Raw genomic sequence first — 22978 nt, forward strand, 5'->3', positions numbered from 1 at the left:
TCGCTGCAACTGAGAGCTGATCCTGGCGTTTCACGCCTGAGGCCACTCCAGAGGTGCCATAACAAAAACAATGGGAGACCGTCTCATGAGCCAGGAACTCGGGCTTATTCGTCGCATTACGCTAAAACTCATTCCGTTTCTGATCCTGCTCTATCTGATTGCCTATGTGGACCGCTCTGCGGTGGGCTTTGCCAAGCTGCATATGGGCGCAGACCTGGGCATTGGTGACGCGGCTTACGGCTTGGGCGCGGGGCTGTTCTTTATCGGTTACTTTCTGATGGAGATCCCCAGCAACCTGATGCTTGAGCGCTTCGGCGCTCGACGCTGGTTTGCCCGGATCATGATTACCTGGGGCGCCATCACCATCGGCATGGCGTTCGTACAGGGACCGCACAGCTTCTATGTGATGCGCTTTTTACTCGGTGTGGCCGAAGCGGGGTTCTTTCCAGGGGTTCTGTACTACATCACCCAATGGTTCCCGGTGCGCCATCGCGGCAAGATCCTGGGGCTGTTTATCCTCTCGCAACCTATCGCCATGATGATCACCGGGCCTGTGTCCGGCGGCCTGCTGGGCATGGACGGGGTGCTTGGCCTGCACGGCTGGCAGTGGTTGTTTATCGTGATCGGCCTGCCTGCCATCTTGCTGACCTGGCCGGTGCTGCGTTATCTGCCGGACGGCCCGCAACAGGTCAAATGGATGAGCCAGGGCGAGAAAGACTGGCTGGTAGGTGAGCTGGAAAAAGACCTGCAAGCCTACGGCCAGACTCGTCACGGCAACCCGCTGCATGCCTTGAAAGACAAGCGCGTGCTGCTGCTGGCGCTGTTTTATCTGCCAGTCACCCTAAGCATTTACGGTCTGGGCCTGTGGTTGCCGACGCTGATCAAGCAGTTTGGCGGCAGCGATCTGACCACCGGGTTTGTGTCTTCGGTGCCGTACATCTTTGGCATCATCGGCCTGTTGATTATCCCGCGCAGTTCCGACCGTCTGAATGACCGCTACGGCCATTTGGCGGCCTTATATGTGGTGGGCGCGATCGGGCTGTTTTTAAGTGCCTGGCTGACGGTGCCAGTGCTGCAACTGGCAGCCTTGTGCCTGGTGGCATTCTCGTTGTTCTCCTGTACCGCAATTTTCTGGACCTTGCCGGGGCGCTTTTTTGCTGGTGCCAGCGCGGCGGCCGGGATTGCCTTGATCAACTCGGTGGGCAACCTGGGCGGTTATATCGGTCCGTTCGTGATCGGCGCGCTCAAGGAGTACACCGGCAACCTGGCTTCGGGCTTGTACTTTCTGTCGGCAGTGATGGTGTTCGGACTGTTTCTGACCTTTGTGGTGTATCGCGTGCTTGAGCGCAAGCATGTGCTCAAACCGAATGAATTCGCGGCCAGTGCTCGCTCGGCCACTCATCTTTAAGGAGACTCAATATGCGTTTGGTACAGTTTGAATTGAATAACGGTGAGCGCCGCGTGGGTCTGGTGGATGGCGTGCTGGTACGTGAAGTACAGGATGCAACCAGTGTGCGGGATCTGGCACTGGCGGCGATTGAAGCGGGCAAGAGCCTGGCCCAGCAAGTCGATTTACAGGGGTTGGGCGCCACGCACGACTACCCGGCGCTGTTGGCCGAGTTGCGCATTCTGCCGCCACTGGATCACCCGGACCCGGCGCATATGCTGATCAGCGGCACCGGCCTGACCCATCTGGGTAGCGCTTCGGCGCGGGACAAAATGCATCAACAGGCGGGTGACGAAGCCACCCTGACCGACACCATGCGCATGTTCAAATGGGGCGTGGAGGGCGGCAAACCTGCAACCGGGCAAGCGGGCGTGCAACCGGAATGGTTTTACAAGGGCGATGGCAGCATTGTCGTGCGCCCCGGTGCGGCATTCCCGTTGCCACCGTTTGCCGAGGATGCCGGTGAAGAACCGGAAATCGGTGGCCTGTATGTGATTGGTCATGATGGTAAGCCTTACCGTTTGGGCTTCGCCGTGGGTAATGAGTTTTCCGACCATGTGATGGAGCGCAAAAATTACCTGTACCTGGCCCATTCCAAACTGCGCAGTTGCTCATTCGGCCCGGAACTGCGGGTTGGCGAGTTGCCGCAGCATCTGGCTGGCAGCAGCCGCATCGTGCGCGATGGCAAGGTGCTGTGGGAGAGCGAGTTTCTCAGCGGCGAAGCCAACATGTGCCACAGCCTGGAAAACCTTGAATATCACCACTTCAAATACAGCCAGTTCTTGCGCCCGGGCGATGTGCATATCCACTTTTTTGGCACCGCTACCTTGTCGTTTGCCGACGGCGTTCGCACGCAGCCCGGTGACCATTTTGAAATCAGCCAGACCGAATTCGGCGCGCCATTAATCAACGGTATCGCCCCGGTTGGTGCGGTGTTTGAACCAGGCACCATTGGCACTCTTTAAAGGAAACCTCGGCATGACTCAGATACTCGGTCACAACTATATCGGCGGCCAGCGCAGCGCCGAAGGCAGCATCATCGTCAAGAGTGTCGATGCGACTAGCGGTGAGAACCTGGCTGCAGATTTTTACCAGGCCACTCCCAGCGAAGTCGACCGCGCAGCCAAAGCTGCCGCCAGTGCGTACCCGACCTTTCGCGCCTTGAGCGCCGAGCGCCGCGGCGAATTTCTCGACGCCATCGCCGATGAACTGGATGCGTTGGGCGATGACTTTGTCGCCATTGTGTGCCGCGAAACAGCATTGCCTGCAGGTCGCATTCAGGGCGAGCGCGGACGTACCAGCGCACAGATGCGCCTGTTCGCCAAAGTGCTGCGCCGGGGCGATTTTTATGCGGCACGGATTGATCGGGCGTTGCCGGATCGCACGCCATTGCCTCGCCCTGACTTGCGCCAGTACCGCATTGGTCTGGGGCCGGTGGCGGTATTTGGCGCGAGTAACTTTCCGTTGGCATTTTCAACGGCCGGTGGCGATACCGCCTCGGCACTGGCGGCCGGTTGCCCGGTGGTGTTCAAGGCCCATAGCGGGCATATGGCAACCGCTGAGCTGGTAGCTGATGCATTGCTTCGCGCTGCCGAGCGCACGGGCATGCCCGCTGGTGTATTCAACATGATTTATGGCTCGGGGGTGGGCGAAGCACTGGTCAAGCATCCGGCTATTCAGGCGGTGGGCTTCACCGGTTCGCTGCACGGTGGGCGTGCCCTGTGTGATATGGCCGCGGCGCGGCCACTGCCGATTCCGGTGTTTGCCGAGATGTCGAGCATCAACCCGGTGATTATCTTGCCTCAGGCGCTGGCCGTGCGCAGTGCCAACATTGCCCGTGAACTGGCCGCTTCGGTGGTGCAAGGCTGCGGGCAGTTCTGTACCAATCCGGGGTTGGTGGTCGGTATACGTTCGGCAGCTTTCAGCGCATTTATTCAACAACTGGCCGCGCAAATCAGCGAGCAACCGGCACAGACCATGCTCAACGCCGGGACTCTGCGCAGCTATGGCAAAGGTTTGAACGCATTGCTCAAGCATGAGCGCATTGCGCATGTGGCGGGTCAGGCGCAGCTGGGCAATCAGGCCCAACCGCAGCTGTTCAAGGCGGATGTCAGCCTGCTGCTGGAAGGGGATGAGGTGTTGCAGGAAGAGGTCTTCGGGCCGACGACGGTGGTGATTGAGGTGGCGGACCAGGCCCAGCTCAATGCCGCGCTCAATGGTTTGCGTGGTCAACTTACTGCCACCCTGATCGGTGAAGAGGCGGACTTTACACAGTTCAGTGAGTTGACCGGGCTGCTGGAGCAGAAAGTCGGGCGCATTTTGCTGAATGGTTATCCGACGGGCGTCGAGGTTTGTGATTCGATGGTGCATGGCGGCCCGTATCCGGCCACCTCCGATGCCCGTGGCACCTCGGTGGGCACCTTGGCGATTGACCGTTTTCTGCGCCCGGTGTGCTTGCAGAACTACCCCGACAGCCTGCTGCCCGAGGCCTTGAAAAACGCCAACCCGCTAGGGATTCAGCGCTTGGTGGATGGCCAGTTTACTGACCGTGCGCTTGGCTGAAAAGGCCGGTATTGATCAGTCAATAAACTAAACGCAGGGCAGAGCGCACCCATCACCGGGCAATCACTTGTCACGGTTATGGGTTGCATCGCTTATTTGACCTATCATTACGCCTTTCCTACAGGTGATTGATGAATGAGCGATTCAAACCAGACCTTGCGCGCAGCCCTTGAAACCAGCGATATGCTGGTCATTGACGGGCTGCATGCCTGGGACTTTTCTCTGGATGATGTGCAATTGCTCATCAAGTGCATGGACGGTCGTGCCGAAAAACGCTGGAAGTTCACCCTTGAACAGATCGACGCCAGCGTTTTTGACGACACCCTGCAAAGCTGGACACTCGTTGGCGATTCCGGTGAACACCGTCTGGTTTGCCTCAGCGCCTTGAGTGCAAATAATGATGACGATGAAGCCGAGGTTGCTGATGAAGTTTAAGAGTCTGCCAGTGCTGATGGCGCTGAGCGTGGGCGCGATGTCGGCTCAGGCCGCGTCGAGCCAGGAAGTCGAGTTGCTGGTTGGCTCCTATACTCAGGGCACCAGCGAGGGTATTTACCGACTGCAATTTGACAGCGAAAAAGGGCGCATCACGCCTGAGCCGCTGCAAGTGTTCAAAGCGGCCAACCCTTCCTGGCTGACCTTGTCCGATGATCAACGGCGTCTGTTTGTAGTCAATGAAAACGGTCAGGGCCAGGCCGATGTTGTCGGCCGTGCCAGCAGTCTGGCTATCGACCCCCAGACCAACGAGCTGATCCTGGTCAATCAGGTCAGCACCCTGGGTGAAGAGCCGACTCATTCCAGCTTGAGCCATGACCAGCGTTACCTGTTTGTCGCCAACTACGGCGTGCACGCCGACCCGGGCGGCAGCTTGGCGGTGTTGCCGATCAATGCACAGGGCCAACTGCAACCCGTGACGCAGATGAGCAGTCATCCGGCAAGCCGGGTCAACCCCGAGCGGCAGATGTCTGCCCATGTGCATTCGGTGGTGTCCTCGCCCGACGGCAAGTTTGTTTACGCCAGTGATCTGGGGGCAGACAAGATTTTTGTTTATCACTATGACCCGGCCGCCAATCCCGAGCATCCGCTGGTAGCCGCAGACCCGGCGTTTATTGAATTGCCGGCAGGCAGCGGGCCGCGTCATCTGCTGTTTTCCAAAGACGGCAAGCACGCCTACCTGACCACAGAAATGAGTGCCCAGGTGTTTGTGTTCGACTATGCCAATGGTCAACTCAAGCAGCGTCAGGCGCTGGACCTGGCCCACGGCATGCCCGCGCAAAATCGTGCGGCCGGTGCCGTGCATGCTTCTTCAGACGGCAAGTTTTTGTACGTCAGCAACCGTGGCAAGGCCAATGAAATCCTGGTGTTTGCGATTAACCCGGGCAATGGCCAGTTGACTGAGATCCAGCGCCGCTCGGTGGAAGGCGACCACCCGCGAGAGTTTGCCTTGAGCCCCAATGGCAAGTTCCTGTTGATTGCCAACCAGATGAGCAATGCCATTGTGGTGCTGGAGCGCGACGTCAAAACCGGTAAACTGGGCAAGACCGTGCAAACCCTGGCAATGGATGCACCGTCTGACCTGAAGTTTATCAACCGCCCTTAATTCAAGGGCGTGCAGCCCTGTATCAATCGTACTGATAGACGCTAGTGCTGCAATGAATTTCTACGCGACAACCCTTGGCGTTAAGTTGGTTTCACGGCCTGAAAAGGCAAGCAAGCCAACTGAATCGTCGAGGGTTAGTGCCATGAACTTTAATCTTTTTTCCGTTATTGCGGCTTCCGCCATCTCCGCCACCGTAGCCCTGCCTGCCAGCGCTACGACCGTGGTCAGCGACAAAAAATCTTCGGCCTATACCCAAAAATATCTGCAGCAAAGCGCCAACTTCTATGCTGCGCTGGATCACAAAGCCCACTCCTGAAAAATACGAAAGCCTCGTAGCAGCTGCCGAAGGAACGAGGCTGCGTTCGGCGGCGAAGCCGTCGTAAAACCTGAGCTTACGGTATCCCAGTTAAACCGAGGGCTCAGGTTTTACAATCGCTTCGCAATCGGACGCAGCCTCGTTCCTTCGGCAGCTGCTACGGGTATTGTGTGTTTCTTTACAGCCCCACCGTATCCAGCAACTTTGCTGTCGGCGCGTCAGCCGGGCCGACCATCGCGTAGTTGTAGCCGGGGCCAGACCAGTATTGGGTCTGTAATTCCCCATCCCGTCGATTGCCCCTTGGCAGCAAACTGTTTTGTGGGCCAGGCGGGCGGATATAGAAGCTGATCTGCCGCCCTTGCTGATCTTCGTACAACACCATCGCGGCGCCGCCCTGGTCGGTGGTAAGCAGGCGACAACTGACGGGTGTAAAACCCGCGCCAGTAAGATCCGGCAAGCGTTCAGCGTGACTGAAATAGCGGTCAATCCAGCCCTGCATATCACTGCTTTGCTGGACCTTATAGTCGGCCGGCAGAAATCCCTGTTCAGCAAACATGCGATGGGCAGCGAGGGCGTCACTCATGGGCAGCACATTGCTGGCCTGGGTCAAAAGCCTGGCCTGCCAGCCACCCAAGCCACCAATGCCCACTGCAATCAGCAGCACCGCCGCACTGGCCCATTGGCGCCGGGCTTGGCGGTGCTGGCGCTGGCGAATGGCGACCGGGTCGAGGTTCGGGTTGGCAGGTTGCAGCAAGCTTTGATGCAGTGCGGTGCGCAAGGCTTGAGCGTCGCGTTGCCAGGCCTGTACCTGCGCGGCGATGTGCGGGTTGGCCAGCAAGTAGTGCTCAACCTGCTGGCGCTCTGCATCGCTGAGCGCGTGGTCGACGTAAGCGTGCAGATCGCGCTCACTGGGTGGTGTGGTGATCATTTGAGTCTCCGCAGGGCTGGGCGGTTGATTTCGCCCTCACTGAGTTGGCGCAAGGCGTTGCGCGCCCTGGACAGGCGCGACATGACGGTGCCAATGGGTACGTCGAGTATTTCGGCGACTTCCTTGTAGCTCAAACCTTCGACCGATACCCACAGCAGTAAGGCGCGTTGCTCGGGGTTCAGTTGTTCGAAAGCTTCGAGGGTTGATTGGGCAAGCACGGTGCGTTCGGTTGACGGCTGGGTGTCATCACGGCCGGTAAAAAACTCGAGCATGCGCGCATAGCGTCGGGAACGCCGATGGTTGTCGACAAACTGGCGATACAGGATGGTGAACAGCCAGGCCCGCAAATCGCCTTCGGGGCGCTTGCCGGCAACACTGCCCAGCGCCCGTTCCAGACAGGTTTGCACCAGGTCGTCGGCATTGCTGGCATGACGGGTCAACGACAATGCAAATCGTCGCAGGCGCGGGATGAGTTCGCGCAGTTGCTCATCAAATGAGGTCATGGAGGGGCCAATTGACTGGGTGGGTGCCATAAAGACGCCCGGGATCAGACGTTATTCCCCGTGGCTTGAAAAAAACAGTCAAAAAAATAAAACGTCGTCTGCGGGAATAAGCCTCGGTGGCCTGCGTCTCATAGGCTATCTACCTGACGGCCCGTGGCCCCGGAGTTATTTATGGTTGATCAATTGCCGCCTGCAAGGCCCGCCAAAACGCCGTTGAGTCCTGCCAGTGTGATGCTGCGTCTGGCAGGCATTGGCGGCGTAGTGGCCGTTATCCTCGGCGGGTTTTATTACGTCAACGGCACTCTGGACTCGCAGCGCCTGCGGCCCAAAAGCTTTATCAATGCACTGGAGCACAACAACGGCGTACACTCCGGTTACAGGCGCAATCATGCCAAGGGCATGTGCGTCGTGGGCTATTTTCAGGGCAGCGGCGATGCCCATGCGTTGTCTACGGCCCAAGTGTTCGGTGCCGGGCGTACTCCGGTGGTGGGGCGTTTTGCCTTGCCCAGCGGCAACCCGTATGCCCCCGACAGTAGTGTGCCGATCCGCAGTTTTGCGCTGCGCTTCACCCAGGCCAATGGTCAGCAATGGCGAACGGGGATGAACAGCATGCCGGTGTTCCCGGTCGGTACGCCCGAGGCGTTCTATCAGATGCTGCAAGCCGGTGCGCCAGATCCGGCCACGGGCAAGCCCGTGCCCGGTGCGATGCCGGTTTTTTTTGCGGCGCATCCCGAAACAGCGGCGTTTTTGCAGTGGGTCAAAACCGCGAAACCTTCGGCCAGCTATGCCACCGAAAGCTATAACGGGATCAATGCGTTCTATCTGGTCAACGCTGCCGGGCAGCGTCAGGCCGTGCGCTGGGGGGTGATCCCGCTAGGGCAGGACGCAGCAGGCGCTACGGCGCCAAACGATGCCGATTATCTCGAACAGGACCTGGCCAAGCGCCTGGCTGCCGGGCCCTTGAAATGGCAGCTCAACCTGACCCTGGCCGAAGCGGGCGACCCCACGGCGGATGCCAGCAAAACCTGGCCTGCAGGGCGCAAAGTGGTGAATGCAGGCACGCTGGTGCTGGAAAAAGCCGAAGCGCAGAACACCGGTGAGTGCCGCGATATCAACTACGATCCGCTGATTTTGCCCAGTGGCATCGAAGGCTCGGATGACCCCTTGCTGGCGGCACGTTCGGCGGCCTATGCCAGTTCCTATGTGCGACGTACCAGTGAAGTTGATCAACTGCCCCAGGAGTCCCGTCCATGAGCGCACCCACCTCGCATTTCGCCCCTTTGGCGCGCCTGCTGCACTGGCTGATGGCACTGATGATTATTGCCATGCTGTTTATTGGCGCGGGTATGGCGGCTTCGGTGTCCGAGCGCCATGAATGGCTGCTCAATCTGCACAAGCCGTTGGGCATCGCCATTTTGCTGTTGGTGGTGGTGCGTCTGTTTGTGCGCTTTGCCACCCGGCAACCGCCGTTGCCAGCTGACTTGCCCGCGGTTCAGGCGCTGGCGGCCAAGCTGTCTCATGTGTTGATGTATGCCTTGATGTTTGTGTTGCCGCTGGTGGGGTGGGCGATGATATCGGCTGCGGGCGATCCGGTGATGTTGAGCAGTTCATTGCAGTTGCCGGCCATATTGCCGACCAACCCGAGCACCTTTGCCGTCTTGCGCAAGGCACATACGTTCTTGGCGTATTTGCTGTTTTTTACCGTACTGGTGCACTTGGCGGCGGCGCTGTTCCACGGTTGGGTGCGTCGGGATGGGGTACTGGAGAGCATGCTCAAAGGCAAGGATTAAGCGTGAAGTCCTGTATTCGCAGCCTCGTACCTCGTCAGCGGCTATAGAGATACTTCAAGCGTGGGAGCGAGCCTGCTCGCGAAGTGATCATTCGCGAGCAGGCTCGCTCCCACAGGGGGCTTGACCTGGAACTGAGTATCTACAGGTGGTGTTTTTAGCCATCACCGAGTTAAACAACTCTGAAGCTAAAAACCGTTCCAGCCAGGCATTCAAGTGCGGGAAGGGTGACTGCGCAAACCATTCGCGATCCACATGGGCGAACTGGCGCACAAAAGGTGCCAGGGCCACATCCGCCAAGCTCAATGCGGGCCCGGCCAGGTATGGGGTGTGCGTCAACACGTCTTCGAGCCGCTGCAAAAACTCGGCACCCTGCGCCCGGTAATATTCCATTGGATATTCCGGGTAGCGGATGGCGTATTTGTAGCGGTCCAGCAGCACCTTGAACCTGCGGTCATTGTCTTCGATCAGGTGCACGCCACTCGCCTGCAACCAGTTGTCCGGGTCATGCTGGGCCAGCGCCCAGTGCATGATGTCCAGGCTTTGCTCTATCACTCGGCCATCGGCACACACCAGTACTGGCACCGTACCCTTGGGCGAGGCCGCGAGCATTTCGGCCGGTTTGGCTTTAAGGCTGACCTCGACAATCGACAGCGGCACGCCGCTGTAGCGCAAGGCCATGCGCGCACGCATGGCGTAGGGGCAGCGGCGGAAGGAATACAGCAGGTGTTCGCTCATTTCACCTCCACGGTGCTCAAACCGTTGCCTTGGCGCCGTACCTGGATCTGTACGGGGATGCGTTCGTGCATTTCCTGAACGTGGGAGATCACCCCCACCTTGCGCCCCTGGGCTTGCAAACCGTCCAATGCGTCCATCGCCAGTTGCAGCGATTCGGGATCGAGGCTGCCAAAGCCTTCGTCGATAAACAACGATTCGATTTTCAGAGTGCTGGAGGCCATCGAGGCCAAACCCAGGGCCAGGGCCAGCGATACCAGGAAGGTTTCACCGCCGGATAACGAATGCACCGAGCGCAGTTCGTCGCCCATTTCGGTGTCCATCACCAGCAGGCCGAGCATGCTACCGCCGCGCTTGAGGCGATAACGGCGCACCAGTTGGCGCAGTTGCGCGTTGGCGTGATGCACCAGCAGGTCGAGATTGTAGGCCTGGGCGATTTTGCGGAACTTGTCCCCCGTCCCCGAACCGATCAGTTCACTGAGTCGCGCCCAGCGCTGCCATTCTTCATAGGCTTGGGCGATGCGCTGGGCCAAGGCCTGATTGGCCTGCTGACGACGTTGGTCTTCACTTTGCTGCGCGCGCAATTCGGCGCATTGCTGTTCGCTGGCCGCCAGTTGTGCGTGCAGTTCATCAAGTGCGCGGCTGAGGGCCTCGGCATCCAGATTGCCATTGGCTTGCGCCTGATGTTGGGCCAGACGCTGCTCGCGTTCTTGCAGGAGCACGCGGGTTTGCTCGACGGCTTTTTCGCTGTTTTGCAGTTGCTGGCGCAGTTCGCGCACCTGTGCGTCGTCATACCCGAGTAACTGCTGCAAGCGACGGTCATCCAGTTCGCCATGTTGCGCACGCCACTGCGCGAGCAGGGCGCTGAGGTTGCCGTGTTCCTGTTGCAAGGCCTGCTGGCGTTCCTGTTCGGACTTGAGTTCGGCTGCGAGCTGCAGCAACTGGTTAGCGGTGGCCTGCACGGTTTGCTCGGCCAGGGTCTGGGCGCTGCGGGTCTGTTCGACGGCCTGCTCCAGCGTTTGCTGCCACTGTTCGGCGCTGCTGTAGTCGCCCAGCAACTGCTTGAGGCTATGCTGGCTTGCCTGTTGCTGCTCGCTCAGTTCACTGACACTGTGCTGCAGGCTGTGCAGTTCCTTGCTGCGACTGGCTTGCTGATACTGCTCACGCTCGATGCTGCTCGCCCGTTCCGCCTGTTCGGCTTGTTCGTCGCGCTGCTGATCGAGTTGTGCCACACGATCAGCCACTTGCTGGTCGAGGGCCATAAAACAGGTGGCGGCGTTATCGCGCAATGCGTCGAGAATTGCTGGGGCCAGTACGCTGGCAAACTCGTTAAGTTCATCCTCGAGGCGCTGGCTGTCGGCATTCAGGTGCAATTGCTGCTCTGCCAGTTGCTGGGTCGCGAGCTGGCTGGCTTCGGTACAGCGCTGCACTTGCTGTTGCAGGTGAGCAGCTTCTTTTTGCAGGGCGAGTAACACGTTTTGGCGCTGTTCGTCCTGGGTGATGCTGTGCTGCAACTGATTCAGGCGCAGGGTCAGCCAGGGTTCACGCTTGGCCGGGTCCTGAGCCAGCCATTGCTCATGCAGCGGATGCGCTTGAAGGCTTGGGGCAAGGGCCTGCTGCTCTTGATGGATTCGTTCTTGCTGAAGCAGAAATTCTTTCTGCTGGGCGATCAGACCGCCGACCTTTTCGCGCAGTTGGGCGAGGGTTTCCTTGAGCCCGTCGACCACTGCCCGGGCGCTGGCTTCTTCCTCTTCATCGTGGCGGGTCAGGCTTTGCAGCAAGGCTTCGGGCTGATGATACGGATGCTCGGCGCTGCCACACACCGGGCAGGGCTGGTCATCCTGCAACTGCCCGCGCAGTTCTTCGACGCTGGCGCTGCGGGCCAGGCGCTGGCGTTCCAGCAATTGGCGGGTGACCTGCAAGGTTTGCTCGGCCACTTCAAGGTCGGCCTTGGTCTGTATGCCTTGCTGGCTCAGGCGGTCGCGTTCCTGTTGCACGCTGTGTTGCTTGAGTTGCAGCTCTTGCAGGCGGCTATCGAGCACCTGCTGGCTGCTGCACAAGCGCTGCAAGTCTTCGAAGGCGCGCTGTTGCAGGCGGTTGTCCTTAAGCAGGCTGCCCAGGGTGTGGATTTGTTCGTTGACCGCATGGGGCTCGGCCCCGGCTTCCTGGAACAGGATTTCAAGGCTGTTGCGCAGCTCGCTCAGTCGTTGCGTGGCCTGCTGGGCTCGCTGCTCAAGGCCGGGTAATTCCTTGCGCCCGGTGCTGAGATTATTGCTCAGGCGCACCAACTGCTGCAGCCTTGGGCGATAGGCGTCCCAAGCGCTGGCCAGTGGCGCCAGTTGGTTGCTGTGCTCGAGTTGGGAGGCAATCTGCGCCAGGCGTTCGGTGCCTTGTTGCTGACGCTCGAGCAGGGTGTTGAGTGCCTGCTGCCCTTGACTGCAAGCCAGCTCGGCCTGCTGTTGCAGAGATTGCTGGGTGTGCAGGGCCTGGGTCAGGCGATTGAGGTTAGCCTGTTCCAGATGCGCCTGTTGGACCCGTGGCGCGCATTCGCGTTGGTGGGTTTGCGCCTGGGTTGCCGCCAGTTGCGCGCTTTGCAGTTCTGCTTCAAGTCGGGTTTGAGCCTGGCCCAGCTCGGTTTGCTGCTGCAGATGGGCACGAATTTGCTCGGTCAACGGGCTTAGCTGAGCATTCAGTTCGGCCAATCGGGCAAATTGATGACGTTGTGGCGCCAGTTGCTCCAGCAGATGCAGGGTCTGGCGCTGTTCGGTCTGGCTGTCCCACAGGGTTTGGGCCTGTTGCAGTTGCTCTGCAGCGCTGTGGCGCTGCTCTTGCAGGTCGCTCAGGGTTTTGAGCCAGGTGTGTTGCAGTTCAAGTTGCTTGAGCTGGCCTTGCTGGTCTTTTAGCTGCTGCTGCGCCTCGTTGAAGCGCTGATCCAGTTCGACGCGGGCTTGCGGCTCAAGGGGGGTGACGCCGACGGCCTGGTCCTGCAGTTGCTTGTGCGCGTCCTTGGCTTCTTTGGCCTTGTCGAATGCACGCTTGCCCAGGCGGGTGTAAAGCGCGGTATCGGTGAGTTTTTCCAGCAGCTCGCTGCGCTCGTTGTCATCGGCCTTGAGAAAGGCGCTGAACTCGCTTTGGGCCAGCATCACGGCGCGGGTGAATTGCTCGAAGTTGAGCCCCAGTCGTGCTTCCAGCTGGACTTTGTAATCGCCTTTCTGACTGGCCAGCAGTTGGTCGCTGTCCAGGTCGCGCAGGCTCTGGCGACTGGCTTGCAGCTTGCCGGTGGCCTTTTCGCGGGCGCGGTTGGCTTCCCAGCGGGCGCGGTAACGGCGCCCGTCAATGCCGACAAAATCGACTTCGGCATAGCCGTCGCCAGTACCACGGCGCAGCAGAGTGCGCGGGTCGCCGGTGGCGATTTCGCCGTCGGCATCCGGCACCTTGGCATCGCGCCCGGTATTGTTCAGCCGTGGCACAGCACCAAACAGCGCCAGGCACAGAGCATCGAGCAGAGTGCTTTTACCGGCGCCGGTGGGCCCTGTGATGGCAAACAACCCGGCACTGGCCAGCGGCTCGGCGGTGAAGTCCAGCTCAAAGGGCCCGGCCAGCGAGGCGAGGTTTTTCAGGCGAATGGCGAGGATTTTCATGGTTGTTCACCTTCCAACTGAACTTCTTGCAGCAACACGGCAAAGTCCTTGAGAGTCTGTTCATCGGCTTCACTGCCGTAGTTTTCTTGCCAGGCGCGGCTGAACAGTTCCTGGGGCGTCAGTTGGTCGAGTTCGATCAGGCGCGTGGCGTCGTCATCGCCGTTGCGGCCGCCGCTACCGGCATATTCGGCAGCAATGCGGACCAGGCGCACGGACTTGCCTTGCAGCGCAATTTCGATCTGCTGGCGCAGATCGGGCTGTGGTTCGTCGAGTTTTACCCGCACTTCGAGCCAGGGTTGGCGCTGGATATCGGCCAGCAAATCGATATCCGGCAGCTCAGCAAGCTGCGTGAGGATTTCAGCCAGGGGTAACGGGCCGATGCGTTGCAGGTTCACTGCTCGCGGGATCAGGCGTGTTTCAACGCTGACCAGGGTTTCGCCTTTGAGTGTGACGTCGAGGATCTGGTGCTGATAGCCGATCTCCGAGAAGGACAACGGGATCGGCGAGCCGCAGTAGCGGATCCGCTCTTCGTTATTGACCCGTTGCGGCTTGTGCAAATGGCCGAGGGCGACATAGCTGATGCTGGGGCCAAACAGGCTGGCGGGCAGGGCCTCGGCATTGCCGATGATCAGGCTGCGTTCGGAATCTTCCGAGATCGAGCCGCCAGCCATATGGGCGTGGCTGATGGCGATCAGGGCCTGGCCCGGCTTGCGTTTGGTGTTGGCCGCTTCGATCAGCCATTCATGGACCTGACCGATACCGCGCAAATAGTCATCGCCAAGATGCGCTCCGGTGACTTCGGCGGGCCTCAGGAAGGGCAGCGCCAGGCACCAGGCGGCGATTTCGCCACTGGCATCGGGCAAGGGAATCAGCAGGCGTTCGGCGTCGAGCTGGCCGTCGTCGAGCCACAGCACCCGGCCCAATGCATGGGTGCGCAAACGGCGCATCAAGGGCGCGGGCAGTTCGATACGCGAGCCGGAGTCGTGGTTGCCGGCAATCATCACGATGGTCAGTTTTGGCTGTTGCTCATGGGCGCTGACGATAAAGTCGTAGAGCCGTTCCTGGGCTTTGACTGGTGGGTTGACGGTGTCGAAGATATCACCGGCAATCAGCAGCACGTCAGGTTGCTCGCTGGCCAACTGGGCCAATAACCAGGTCAAAAAGCAGGCGTGTTCGAAGTCGCGTTCCTGGCCATGGAGGTTTTGCCCCAGGTGCCAGTCGGAAGTGTGAAACAAGCGCATAACAGAATCCGTTTTCAAAGGGGCTGGCAACCCGCTCGCTCAAGCGGGCACGGGTTGCCGTGAAATTATTTAGGGTAGAGCGGTGGCAGGCTGCTCGGTTCGCTGGCGGTGTCTTGCTCGCGTTCGGCGGCAGGGATGCTGCGAATCGCCTTCCACAGTTCTTCGCCTTGCCAGTATTGGCCGGTTTCGCTGTACAGCGCGCCGTTGAGGCCATCGAGGGCATCAGACAGCAACACAAAGCGCGCGGCCATGTCGGCCAGGGTTTCCGGCTGTTGCCGTGCCCAGGCATCCAGTGCCTGGCGTGTGGCGTGCGGGTCATTGGCCAGGCTGGCGCGTTTCAGGTCGTCAAGCAGGGTGCGCGGGCTGGGTCCGGTTTGCGCTGCGCGCAATATTGCCGGTTGCCAGCGCGCACGCCACCACAGGCCCAGGCTCGCCAGGGTGGTACAAGCCAGGAACAGGGTGCTGAGCTGCCAGATCCACAGCGATGACTCTTCGCTCAATGCCGTCGGCGTACCGCTGGCGGGAGTGTCCACGGCCAGGTTGGGATTGGCCGCAGCCATTAGTGTACGGGCGGGCAGGTAAGTGCGTTCCAGGTGGTCTTCATGGGTGTTCCACCACACCACTTCGACAGCGGGCAGCTCGATTTGGCCGACCCGTGTCGGCACCAGTGCTTCGCGCTCTTCGCGGCTGCCGATCAGGCCGCTTTCGGTGACTTGGTTGCTCAACTGCGGCAGATCGGGATAGCGCCGCAAGCCGTTGACGTCAGTGGCGGGCAGTGGCGGCAACTGGGCGCTGGACAGGCCCTCGGCCTTGAGGGTGAGTGTGCGGGTCAGCGACTCACCGACCAGCGTATGGTCCGGTTCGGGGTTCCAGGTTTCGCTCATGCTCAAGCTGCGCGCAGGCAGCCATGGAGCATTGGGCGGGTAGGCTTCAGGCTTGGGCAGGACATTCAGCGCGATTTCGGTCGAGGTCACATGGACCATTTTTCCAGGTTTGGGGCCTAGCGGGGCAGGGGCCGTGGCCTGCTGGCTGTCGACCTGGGTGGCGCTAAAGGTTTGAGCCGGGATCATCAGCTCGCCGCTGTGTTGCGGGTAAATCCCGTAGCGGCGCTCAATCACGCCGTGGCGTATGCCGTTGATCAGTTTTTCGTAGGTGCGCGATTCACCTAGTTGCTCGACGATGGCGTCGTCCAGGTGCAAGGGGGTCAGGTTGCTGTCGTCGTAGAGCGCTACGGAATGGTAGATGCGCAGGGTCAATAACGCTTGGGCCTGCACATAGACGCTGGGCTGGTCGAGGCTGGCTTCAATAAACACCGGGGCCAGCTCATTGTCACTGGCCACGCTTTGGGTCACGTTGAGGTTGATCGGCTGGCTGTGGTAATTGCCGATTTGCAGCGCCGGAATAACCACCGTCCCGGTTTGTTTGGGTTGCAGGGTGATGATCCAGCGGGTGGTGCCCTTGTTGTCATCGCTGATGCTGTTGAGTTGGTTGACCTGGCGCGTGCCGCGGACTTCAAACAGCCCGTCCAGCGGTGTCAGGTCCGGCTTGCCGAACAGCGTGACGTCATCGGATTCCAGGGTCAGCTCCACGGTTTCACCGGAGTTGAGCTGGTCGCGGTCAACGCTGGCGGCCAATCCCAGGGCGTGTGCGGGGAGGGTCCAGCAACACAGCAAAAGAAGCAAAACGCAGAGGCGGTTCATTTAGGCGTGTCCTGATGTAGCTGCTGTTCGTACCAGAATTTGCGTCGCAACAATTCGCTGGGGTTGTCGGGAATCTGTCTGAGCCATTGTTCCAGCGCCTGGCGCTGTTCTTCGTCGGTCTGGTTGGCCGCTGGTGCCGGCGGGCGCGTGGGCGGTTCTTCACCTGGCTCGGCCTCGGCATTCGGGGCTGTTCCCGGTGCGGGCTGCTCGTTAGCAGGCGTCTCGGTGGTGGAGCTGCTGGCCGAGCTGTTGTCTTCATTCTGCGCCGTGGTGCTGGAGGCGCCCTGCGCGCTGGTGCTGAGCGGGGTTTCAGACTCGGCAGGTGCAGGAGGGGGCTCGGGTGTTTGCTCAGCCTGGGCCTGGGCTTGCTGTTGTTCAAGCAACTGCTCGACCAAGGCCTTGTTCTGTGCGGCGGCCTGCAACTCGGGTTGCAGCTCAAGCGCCTGTTCATAGGCATCGATGGCCGCGGCCAGCTCGCCATTCATGGCCAGTGCATTGCCGCGATTATAGTGCGCGCTGGCGTTGTTGACCTCGGCAAAACGCAGCGCGGCACCGGCGTAGTCGCCCGCCTGATAGAGCGCCAGACCTTGCCAGAGCGGGTCGCTGAAGTGCTCGATGGCTTGCAGCGGCTGTTTTTGCTGCAGCAGGCGCATGCCTTGCTGGTCAGGGCGCAGCCACAGATCGGTAAAGCTCATGGCATAGCCGGGTTGGGGCGCCAGTATCAACAGCAAGGGCAGGCAGAACAGCCAGCCGCGCCGCCCAGCGCAGGCAACCAGCAGCAACAGTGGCAGCAACAGCCAGTAACCCTGGTCAGCCCAGGTATCCAGATGCAGGGTCTGGCCGTCATCGCGCAGGTGTTGAGGGCCGTCGAGCAGGCCCAGCCCGCGCAGGTCATTGTCATCCAGACGTGCCTGGCGATAGCGCCCGTCCACATCCAGGGCAAATGAGCGCAGGCTTGGGCTGTCGAGGCGCGGCAGGAGGATGGCGCCCTGATCGTCCTTGAGGAACTGCCCGTTTTCGTCAACCACCGGCGCTCCCTCGCGGCTGCCAATCCCGAGTATCAGCAACTGTGGGGTGTGGCCATTCAGCGCCTGGCGAATGCCGTTACGCTCCTGTTCGCTGAGCGAAGATGTGATCAGCAGCAAACGACCCTGGCCCAGGGCGCCCTGATCGAGCAGGGCCAGGGCCTTGGTAATCGCCAGGTCTGCGCGATGGCCCGGTTGCGGCATGATTGATGGCTTGAGGGCCTCAAGCAGGTTGCGGCTGGTGGCCAGATCATCGGACAGCGGCACCAGCGTATGGGCGCTACCGGCGTAGACGATCACCGCGGTTTGCGCATCGCTGCGGTTTTGCAGCAGGTCGTAGAGCTTGCGGCGCGCCTGCTCCAGCCGGTTGGGCGAGCTGTCGGTGGCGAGCATCTCGGGGGTCAGCTCAAGCATGACCACCAGCGGGTCGGCGGGTTTTTGTGTGGGCTGCTCAACCCGTTGCCAGCTGGGGCCGAGCAATGCCAGCACTGCCAGTAGCCAGCCGAGCCCGAGGGCAATCCACGGTAACTTGCTGTTGCGGCCATTGCCGCCGCTGAGCAGTACGCGATGGAAGGCGACCGGCAGGATCATCTGCCAGCGACCTGCGCGCTTTTCCCGGTGCCAGCGCTTCCATAGCAGCCAGCCGAGCAGCGGCAGGACCAGCAGCCATTCGGGACGAAACCAGTGTGGCCAGAGTGCGCTCATCGGCGTCTACGCAGGCGCAGGCGTTTGAGCCGTGCGCGCCAGTCAGGGTGTTGCTGCAAAAAATGCTCCTTGCTCAGCCAGCGTTGCACGGGGTTGTTGGGCCACAGTTCGCGTATCACCAGCAGTACGCTTAGCAGCAGGGCAACGGCCAATGGCCAACTGTAAAGTGCATGCGCCGGGCGCGCCTGGGTCGGCTGCTGGGCCACGGGCTCAAGTTGGTCAAGGGTGTCCTTGATGGCCGAGAGTTCACCGCCATCGCGGGCACGGAAATATTGGCCACCGGTTATTTTGGCGATTTCTTCGAGGGCCGGTTCATCAAGATCGACCCCTGGGTTGATGCTGAACATGCCCTTGCTGCTGCTTTCCTGCGGGTCGGCGCCAATCCCGATCGGATAGATTTTTATGCCTTCATCGCCAGCCAGACGTGCTGCCGTCAACGGGTCGATCTGGCCGCCGTTGTTGGCGCCGTCGGTGATCAAAATCAGCACCCGGCTCTGTGCCGGGCGTTGGCGCAAGCGCTTGAGCGCCAGGCCAATGGCGTCGCCGATGGCAGTGTTTTTACCGGCAATGCCGATCCGCGCTTCGTTGAGCCAGGTGTGAACGGTGTGGCGGTCGAAAGTCAGTGGCGCTTGCAGGTAAGCCTGGCTACCGAACAGGATCAGCCCGACGCGGTCGCCTTCACGGTTTTCCAGAAAGTCCCCGAGCAGGCTTTTGACCAGGTCGAGGCGGCTGACGTCTTCGCCCTGCCATTGCATATCCGGGTAGTCCATCGAGCCCGATACATCCACCGCCACCAGCAAATCACGGCCACTGGCGGCTATCGGCAGCGGCTCACCCAGCCACTGTGGGCGGGCGGCTGCCGTCAACAGCAGTAGCCATAGCAGCACATAGGGAATTTGCTGGCGCCAGGAGGGCATGCTGGCTCGTGCCTTGCGTTGCACCAGTTGCTCGAGGTCGCCGAGAAAGCTGACCTGCAGCGCCGCTTCGCCGCTGTCGGCAGGCGGCAGCACCAGGCGCATCAGCCAGGGCAGAGGCAGCAGGGCGAAGAGCCACGGCCAGGCAAATTCAAACATGTTTGCGAATCCAGGTTTCCACCGCCTGATTAAGCCCGGCGATGGCTTTGTCATCGAGCTTGCATTCGGGCTTGTAGGCACCTTCAACCAGCACCATCCAGCGGGTCAACCCGGCTGCAGGGCAGCGGTTATCGAGGAAGGCCAGCCACTTGCGGCCATTGAGCGTATGGCTCTGGCTGTACGGGTAGTGGTTGCGGCACAGGCGTTTGAGCAGGCCGTTAAGCTGTTGCAGCCAGGCACCGGCGGGCGCGCCGTCGTAGGGCTTTTGAAAGCGTGCCAGTTCTTCGAGGGCCGCCAGGCGAACCGGGTCCAGTGGTTGCTCGGTGCGACCTGGCTGGCGTTTGGCGGGCAGGTAGCGGCGCAGCCACCACAGCCCCCAACCCAGCGCGGGCAGCACAATCAGCAGCACCCACCAGCCTGGTGCTGGCGGCCACAGGCCAATCGCCGGGGGCGTGATCAGGGGTTGCAGCTGTTCGAGTTCTTTCATGAGGCTTTGCCGGGACGCTTGGCGTTCAGGTATTCGCGCAGTTGTTCGATCATTTCACTTTGGGTGCTCAGCGGCATAAGCAACACCCGTAGTTTTTGCGCCAGCAGTTCCCAGCGGGCGATCCGGGCTTCGGCCTGGGCGCGGTAGGCCTGACGCAAATCATAGTTGAGCGTATCGAGTTCCAGCTGGGCGCCGCGCTCGGCAAAGCGTAACAGCCCGGCAGCGGGGAGGGCGTGGTCCAGCGGGTCGGACAGCGGCAGGAGAATCAGGTCGCAGTGGCGCGACAGCAGGCTCAATTGCTGCTCGGCGGCGTCGGTGAGTGCGCGTTCATCGCAGATCACGATCACCAGGCTGCCGGGGCGCAGTACTTCACGGGCGCGGATCAGCGCCATGCCCAGGGCATCGCGGTCCGATTGCACCTCGGTGTGCAATGACTGATTGACCCGCACCAGCCGGTTAAGCAACTGCAGCAGGCTTTGCTTGCTGCGTCTGGGTTTGATTTCGTAGTGTTCGTGGTCGCCAAACACCAGCCCGCCGACGCGGTCGTTGTGCCCCAGTGCGGCCCAGCCAATCAGGCTGGCGGCCTGGGCGGCAAGCACTGATTTGAACATCAGCCCCGAGCCGAAAAACAGCCGTCGGCTTTGTTCTGCGAGGATGAAAATCGGCCGCTCGCGTTCCTCATGGAACATCTTGGTGTGCGGCTCCTGGGTGCGTGCCGTAACGCGCCAGTCGATGGTGCGTACATCGTCACCGGCCTGATAGACCCGTACCTGGTCGAAGTCGACTCCGCGCCCGCGCAATTTCGAGTGATGCAACCCCACCAGCGGGCTGCGCTGGCTGGGGGAGGAGAACAGTTGCACTTCGCGCACCCGATGGCGCATCTCGATCAGCTCGGCGAGGGTGACGCGGATTCCGGGTTCGGCGGGCAGAGGGTTGTTCATCGGTCAGGCAACGGCAACGACGTCGAGGATGCGCTGCACCACGCGGTCCTGGTCGATACCGGCGGCTTCGGCTTCGAACGACAGGATGATGCGGTGACGCAACACGTCAAACAGCACGGCCTGGATGTCTTCGGGGCTGACGAAGTCGCGCCCGGCCAGCCAGGCGTGGGCCCGCGCGCAACGATCCAGCGCAATTGAGCCTCGAGGGCTGGCGCCGTAGGCGATCCAGTCGGCCATCTCGGGGTCGAACTTGCCTGGGGTACGGGTCGCCATCACCAGTTGCACCAGGTATTCCTCCACGGCATCGGCCATGTACAGCCCGAGGATTTCCTTGCGTGCGGCAAAAATCGCCTGCTGGCTGACCCTGCGCTCGGGCTTGGTTTCGCCGTTGAGGGCTTCGCCACGGGCCTGTTGCAGGATGCGCCGTTCGACGGCAGCGTCCGGGAAGCCGATTTTGACATGCATCAGAAAGCGGTCGAGCTGGGCTTCGGGCAACGGGTAGGTGCCTTCCTGCTCGATGGGGTTTTGCGTGGCCATCACCAGAAACAGCGGTGATAGCTCGTACGTGCTGCGCCCGACACTGACCTGGCGCTCGGCCATGGCTTCAAGCAAGGCGGATTGCACCTTGGCCGGGGCACGGTTGATTTCGTCCGCCAGCACCAGGTTGTGGAAGATTGGGCCTTGCTGAAACACGAAACTGCCGGTTTCGGGGCGATAGATCTCGGTACCGGTGATGTCGGCGGGCAGCAGATCGGGGGTGAACTGAATTCGATGGAACTGCGCTTCAATGCCTTCAGCCAGTTCTTTGATGGCCTTGGTCTTGGCCAGACCTGGTGCGCCTTCGACGAGCATATGGCCGTCAGCGAGCAACGCGATCAGCAAGCGGTCGATGAGTTTTTCCTGACCGAGGATCTGCGTTGAGAGAAAGGTTCGCAGCGCAAGCAGCGCTTCACGATGTTCCATCGATGACTGTTCCTGAAAAGGACACCGGCGGCGCAAGAGTTACGCCGGGGCTGGGGGCGTTACTTTAATCCATTGAGGGTGCTGCGGACTAATGGCGGGGGGGCTTTTTATGGAAAAATCTGAAATGCGCAGGGTTGTTGAGAATGGTGCTCATCTGTATGGGGTTTGGGAGGTGTGAAAGCTGACGGGCATCCCGTAGCAGCTGCCGAAGGAACGAGGCTGCGTTCGGCGACGCAGTCGTCGTAAAACCTGAGTACTCAATATCGCTGACACACCGAGGCGCCTGATTTGCGACGACTGCGTCGCCGAACGCAGCCTTCGTTCCTCGGCAGCTGCTACGCAGGCAGGTCCGCCTGAAAATGCTCCGTCAACAGCGCCGCAAAGGCATCTCGCGGCCCGTGCAGGCCGGTTTCGCTGTGCCAGAAAAACAGGTTGGGCATGGGCGCCAGTTCGGCAAAGCGATAGGTGGTCAGGTGCGCGGTCCCGCCAAAGCGCTGCAGGATGCTCTCCGGCACCAGTGCCAGGCCTGCGCCTGCGCTGACGCAACCAATAATGCTGCCCCAGTTGGCGTAATCGACGCTGTTGATTTGCAGGCGGTGCTCCGCCACCCAGTTCTCCAGTGCCGCACGGTACGGGCAACCCACAGGCCACATGAACACGGTGTGTTGATGCACATCGCCCAGTTGTGCGAGCGGCTCAAGTTCGGGGCTGGCAATCAACACCAGTTGTTCGTGATACAGCGTTGTTTTGGACAGTTTGGGCAGGTTGATCTGGCCTGCGACCAGTACGCCGTCAAGGCGGTGGTGTTTTACGTCTTCAAGCAATTGCTGCGACTTGCCTGTCACCAGTTCCAGCGATACCTGCGGGTAGCGCTGATGAAATATCGCCAGTAAGGGTGGTAGTCGGGCCGTGGCGCAAGACTCGATAGCACCGATGCGCAGCTTGCCGGTGGGCACGGCGTGGGGCGTTACGGCGCGTTTGGCCTGATCGACCAAGGCCAGGATCTGTTCGCTGTAACCCAGAAACACCTGGCCCGCCGCACTGATGCACAGCCCCCGACCTGCGCGGGTAAACAGCGCAGTCCCCAACTCGCTTTCGAGCTGTTTGATACGGGTGGTGATGTTGGACGGCACGCAATGCAACTGCCGGGCGGCTAGTGCAATGCTGCCGCACTCTGCCACGGCCTTGACCATGCGCAACTGGCTGAGCTCCATTGTTCACTCCTGATGAATTCTGGGCTCTTTATATCTCACTTGTGGCCGCTTGCGAGCGCGATAAACACTGCTCGCTACTTCATTCGGGTGTACAGGTCGTCAACGTGTCGTTT

Annotated in this window: 20 protein-coding genes; 8 read left to right on the forward strand and 12 right to left on the reverse strand. The window is 60.7% G+C overall.

Translation table 11 applies throughout. The annotated features are described in order from the left end of the window. Positions 1-85: 85 nt before the first annotated feature. The 6 genes from N7D90_RS10205 to N7D90_RS10230 all read left to right on the forward strand — a co-directional run bounded on the left by N7D90_RS10205 (position 86) and on the right by N7D90_RS10230 (position 5922). Entirely contained in the window at positions 86-1408 is a 1323-nt protein-coding gene (locus tag N7D90_RS10205) for an MFS transporter (RefSeq protein WP_261742039.1), read from the forward strand. 11 nt (positions 1409-1419) lie between these two features. Continuing rightward, a complete protein-coding gene (gene araD1, locus N7D90_RS10210) occupies positions 1420-2412 on the forward strand; it encodes an AraD1 family protein (RefSeq protein ID WP_261742040.1) in 993 nt (330 codons plus the stop codon). A 73-nt stretch (positions 2413-2485) separates the two neighbouring features. After that, positions 2486-4009 (forward strand): aldehyde dehydrogenase (NADP(+)), encoded by a 1524-nt coding sequence (locus tag N7D90_RS10215; protein WP_410012286.1) that lies wholly within the window; start codon positions 2486-2488, stop codon positions 4007-4009. A gap of 135 nt (positions 4010-4144) precedes the next feature. Beyond that, positions 4145-4444: a DUF5629 family protein gene (locus tag N7D90_RS10220; protein ID WP_261742042.1), complete on the forward strand. Its 300-nt coding sequence runs from the start codon at positions 4145-4147 to the stop codon at positions 4442-4444. Then, positions 4434-5606 (forward strand): lactonase family protein, encoded by a 1173-nt coding sequence (locus tag N7D90_RS10225; protein WP_261742043.1) that lies wholly within the window; start codon positions 4434-4436, stop codon positions 5604-5606. The genes N7D90_RS10220 and N7D90_RS10225 overlap by 11 nt, the downstream gene beginning before the upstream one ends. Positions 5607-5748: 142 nt before the next feature. Continuing rightward, positions 5749-5922: a hypothetical protein gene (locus tag N7D90_RS10230; RefSeq protein ID WP_261742044.1), complete on the forward strand. Its 174-nt coding sequence runs from the start codon at positions 5749-5751 to the stop codon at positions 5920-5922. 178 nt (positions 5923-6100) lie between these two features. On the opposite strand, the gene N7D90_RS10235 is transcribed toward N7D90_RS10230, so the two are convergent. Together N7D90_RS10235 and N7D90_RS10240 are read right to left on the reverse strand one after the other, a co-directional pair. Continuing rightward, on the reverse strand, positions 6101-6850 hold the full coding sequence (locus tag N7D90_RS10235; RefSeq protein ID WP_261742045.1) for an anti-sigma factor family protein: 750 nt from the start codon (positions 6848-6850) through the stop codon (positions 6101-6103). Continuing rightward, on the reverse strand, positions 6847-7353 hold the full coding sequence (locus tag N7D90_RS10240) for an RNA polymerase sigma factor (RefSeq protein WP_261742046.1): 507 nt from the start codon (positions 7351-7353) through the stop codon (positions 6847-6849). The genes N7D90_RS10235 and N7D90_RS10240 overlap by 4 nt, the downstream gene beginning before the upstream one ends. Positions 7354-7524: 171 nt before the next feature. Between N7D90_RS10240 and N7D90_RS10245 the strand changes: the two genes are divergently transcribed. Both N7D90_RS10245 and N7D90_RS10250 read left to right on the forward strand, forming a co-directional pair. Continuing rightward, the gene (locus N7D90_RS10245) at positions 7525-8607 is read left to right on the forward strand and encodes a catalase family peroxidase (RefSeq protein WP_261742047.1); all 1083 of its coding nucleotides are present in this window, start codon (positions 7525-7527) and stop codon (positions 8605-8607) included. Beyond that, positions 8604-9143: a cytochrome b gene (locus N7D90_RS10250; protein WP_261742048.1), complete on the forward strand. Its 540-nt coding sequence runs from the start codon at positions 8604-8606 to the stop codon at positions 9141-9143. The genes N7D90_RS10245 and N7D90_RS10250 overlap by 4 nt, the downstream gene beginning before the upstream one ends. 87 nt (positions 9144-9230) lie before the next feature. On the opposite strand, the gene N7D90_RS10255 is transcribed toward N7D90_RS10250, so the two are convergent. The 10 genes from N7D90_RS10255 to N7D90_RS10300 form a co-directional block, all read right to left on the reverse strand. Further along, complete coding sequence (locus N7D90_RS10255; protein WP_261742049.1) at positions 9231-9878, reverse strand: glutathione S-transferase; 648 nt, start codon at positions 9876-9878, stop codon at positions 9231-9233. Beyond that, positions 9875-13516 (reverse strand): AAA family ATPase, encoded by a 3642-nt coding sequence (locus tag N7D90_RS10260; RefSeq protein ID WP_261742050.1) that lies wholly within the window; start codon positions 13514-13516, stop codon positions 9875-9877. Before N7D90_RS10260 ends, N7D90_RS10255 begins: the two co-directional genes overlap by 4 nt. Continuing rightward, a complete protein-coding gene (locus N7D90_RS10265; RefSeq protein ID WP_261742051.1) occupies positions 13513-14757 on the reverse strand; it encodes an exonuclease SbcCD subunit D C-terminal domain-containing protein in 1245 nt (414 codons plus the stop codon). The genes N7D90_RS10260 and N7D90_RS10265 overlap by 4 nt, the downstream gene beginning before the upstream one ends. A gap of 65 nt (positions 14758-14822) precedes the next feature. Further along, the gene (locus N7D90_RS10270; protein ID WP_261742052.1) at positions 14823-16457 is read right to left on the reverse strand and encodes a BatD family protein; all 1635 of its coding nucleotides are present in this window, start codon (positions 16455-16457) and stop codon (positions 14823-14825) included. Beyond that, positions 16454-18187 carry a vWA domain-containing protein gene (locus N7D90_RS10275; RefSeq protein ID WP_261742053.1) on the reverse strand — a complete coding sequence of 578 codons (1734 nt, stop codon included), beginning with the start codon at positions 18185-18187 and terminating at the stop codon, positions 16454-16456. Before N7D90_RS10275 ends, N7D90_RS10270 begins: the two co-directional genes overlap by 4 nt. Then, positions 18184-19260, reverse strand: a complete 1077-nt coding sequence (locus tag N7D90_RS10280; protein ID WP_261742054.1) for a vWA domain-containing protein — start codon at positions 19258-19260, stop codon at positions 18184-18186. Before N7D90_RS10280 ends, N7D90_RS10275 begins: the two co-directional genes overlap by 4 nt. Further along, positions 19253-19747 carry a DUF4381 domain-containing protein gene (locus tag N7D90_RS10285; protein WP_261742055.1) on the reverse strand — a complete coding sequence of 165 codons (495 nt, stop codon included), beginning with the start codon at positions 19745-19747 and terminating at the stop codon, positions 19253-19255. Before N7D90_RS10285 ends, N7D90_RS10280 begins: the two co-directional genes overlap by 8 nt. Then, positions 19744-20688: a DUF58 domain-containing protein gene (locus tag N7D90_RS10290; protein ID WP_261742056.1), complete on the reverse strand. Its 945-nt coding sequence runs from the start codon at positions 20686-20688 to the stop codon at positions 19744-19746. Before N7D90_RS10290 ends, N7D90_RS10285 begins: the two co-directional genes overlap by 4 nt. A gap of 3 nt (positions 20689-20691) precedes the next feature. Then, complete coding sequence (locus N7D90_RS10295; protein ID WP_003444726.1) at positions 20692-21651, reverse strand: AAA family ATPase; 960 nt, start codon at positions 21649-21651, stop codon at positions 20692-20694. Between the two features lie 335 nt (positions 21652-21986). Further along, complete coding sequence (locus N7D90_RS10300) at positions 21987-22865, reverse strand: LysR family transcriptional regulator (RefSeq protein WP_261742057.1); 879 nt, start codon at positions 22863-22865, stop codon at positions 21987-21989. Positions 22866-22978: the final 113 nt, after the last annotated feature.

The sequence above is a fragment of the Pseudomonas fragi genome (assembly GCF_025426255.1).
Taxonomy (GTDB): domain Bacteria; phylum Pseudomonadota; class Gammaproteobacteria; order Pseudomonadales; family Pseudomonadaceae; genus Aquipseudomonas; species Aquipseudomonas kulmbachensis.

Coding starts and splice junctions, on each gene's coding strand:
- N7D90_RS10265 (WP_261742051.1), bottom strand. CDS start 14,757: ATGCGCTTGTTTCACACTTCCGACTGGCACCTGGGGCAAAACCTCCAT.
- N7D90_RS10295 (WP_003444726.1), bottom strand. CDS start 21,651: ATGGAACATCGTGAAGCGCTGCTTGCGCTGCGAACCTTTCTCTCAACG.
- N7D90_RS10285 (WP_261742055.1), bottom strand. CDS start 19,747: ATGAAAGAACTCGAACAGCTGCAACCCCTGATCACGCCCCCGGCGATT.
- N7D90_RS10230 (WP_261742044.1), top strand. CDS start 5,749: ATGAACTTTAATCTTTTTTCCGTTATTGCGGCTTCCGCCATCTCCGCC.
- N7D90_RS10205 (WP_261742039.1), top strand. CDS start 86: ATGAGCCAGGAACTCGGGCTTATTCGTCGCATTACGCTAAAACTCATT.
- N7D90_RS10225 (WP_261742043.1), top strand. CDS start 4,434: ATGAAGTTTAAGAGTCTGCCAGTGCTGATGGCGCTGAGCGTGGGCGCG.
- N7D90_RS10290 (WP_261742056.1), bottom strand. CDS start 20,688: ATGAACAACCCTCTGCCCGCCGAACCCGGAATCCGCGTCACCCTCGCC.
- N7D90_RS10235 (WP_261742045.1), bottom strand. CDS start 6,850: ATGATCACCACACCACCCAGTGAGCGCGATCTGCACGCTTACGTCGAC.
- N7D90_RS10280 (WP_261742054.1), bottom strand. CDS start 19,260: ATGTTTGAATTTGCCTGGCCGTGGCTCTTCGCCCTGCTGCCTCTGCCC.
- N7D90_RS10250 (WP_261742048.1), top strand. CDS start 8,604: ATGAGCGCACCCACCTCGCATTTCGCCCCTTTGGCGCGCCTGCTGCAC.
- N7D90_RS10245 (WP_261742047.1), top strand. CDS start 7,525: ATGGTTGATCAATTGCCGCCTGCAAGGCCCGCCAAAACGCCGTTGAGT.
- N7D90_RS10220 (WP_261742042.1), top strand. CDS start 4,145: ATGAGCGATTCAAACCAGACCTTGCGCGCAGCCCTTGAAACCAGCGAT.
- N7D90_RS10255 (WP_261742049.1), bottom strand. CDS start 9,878: ATGAGCGAACACCTGCTGTATTCCTTCCGCCGCTGCCCCTACGCCATG.
- araD1 (WP_261742040.1), top strand. CDS start 1,420: ATGCGTTTGGTACAGTTTGAATTGAATAACGGTGAGCGCCGCGTGGGT.
- N7D90_RS10240 (WP_261742046.1), bottom strand. CDS start 7,353: ATGACCTCATTTGATGAGCAACTGCGCGAACTCATCCCGCGCCTGCGA.
- N7D90_RS10270 (WP_261742052.1), bottom strand. CDS start 16,457: ATGAACCGCCTCTGCGTTTTGCTTCTTTTGCTGTGTTGCTGGACCCTC.
- N7D90_RS10275 (WP_261742053.1), bottom strand. CDS start 18,187: ATGAGCGCACTCTGGCCACACTGGTTTCGTCCCGAATGGCTGCTGGTC.
- N7D90_RS10300 (WP_261742057.1), bottom strand. CDS start 22,865: ATGGAGCTCAGCCAGTTGCGCATGGTCAAGGCCGTGGCAGAGTGCGGC.
- N7D90_RS10260 (WP_261742050.1), bottom strand. CDS start 13,516: ATGAAAATCCTCGCCATTCGCCTGAAAAACCTCGCCTCGCTGGCCGGG.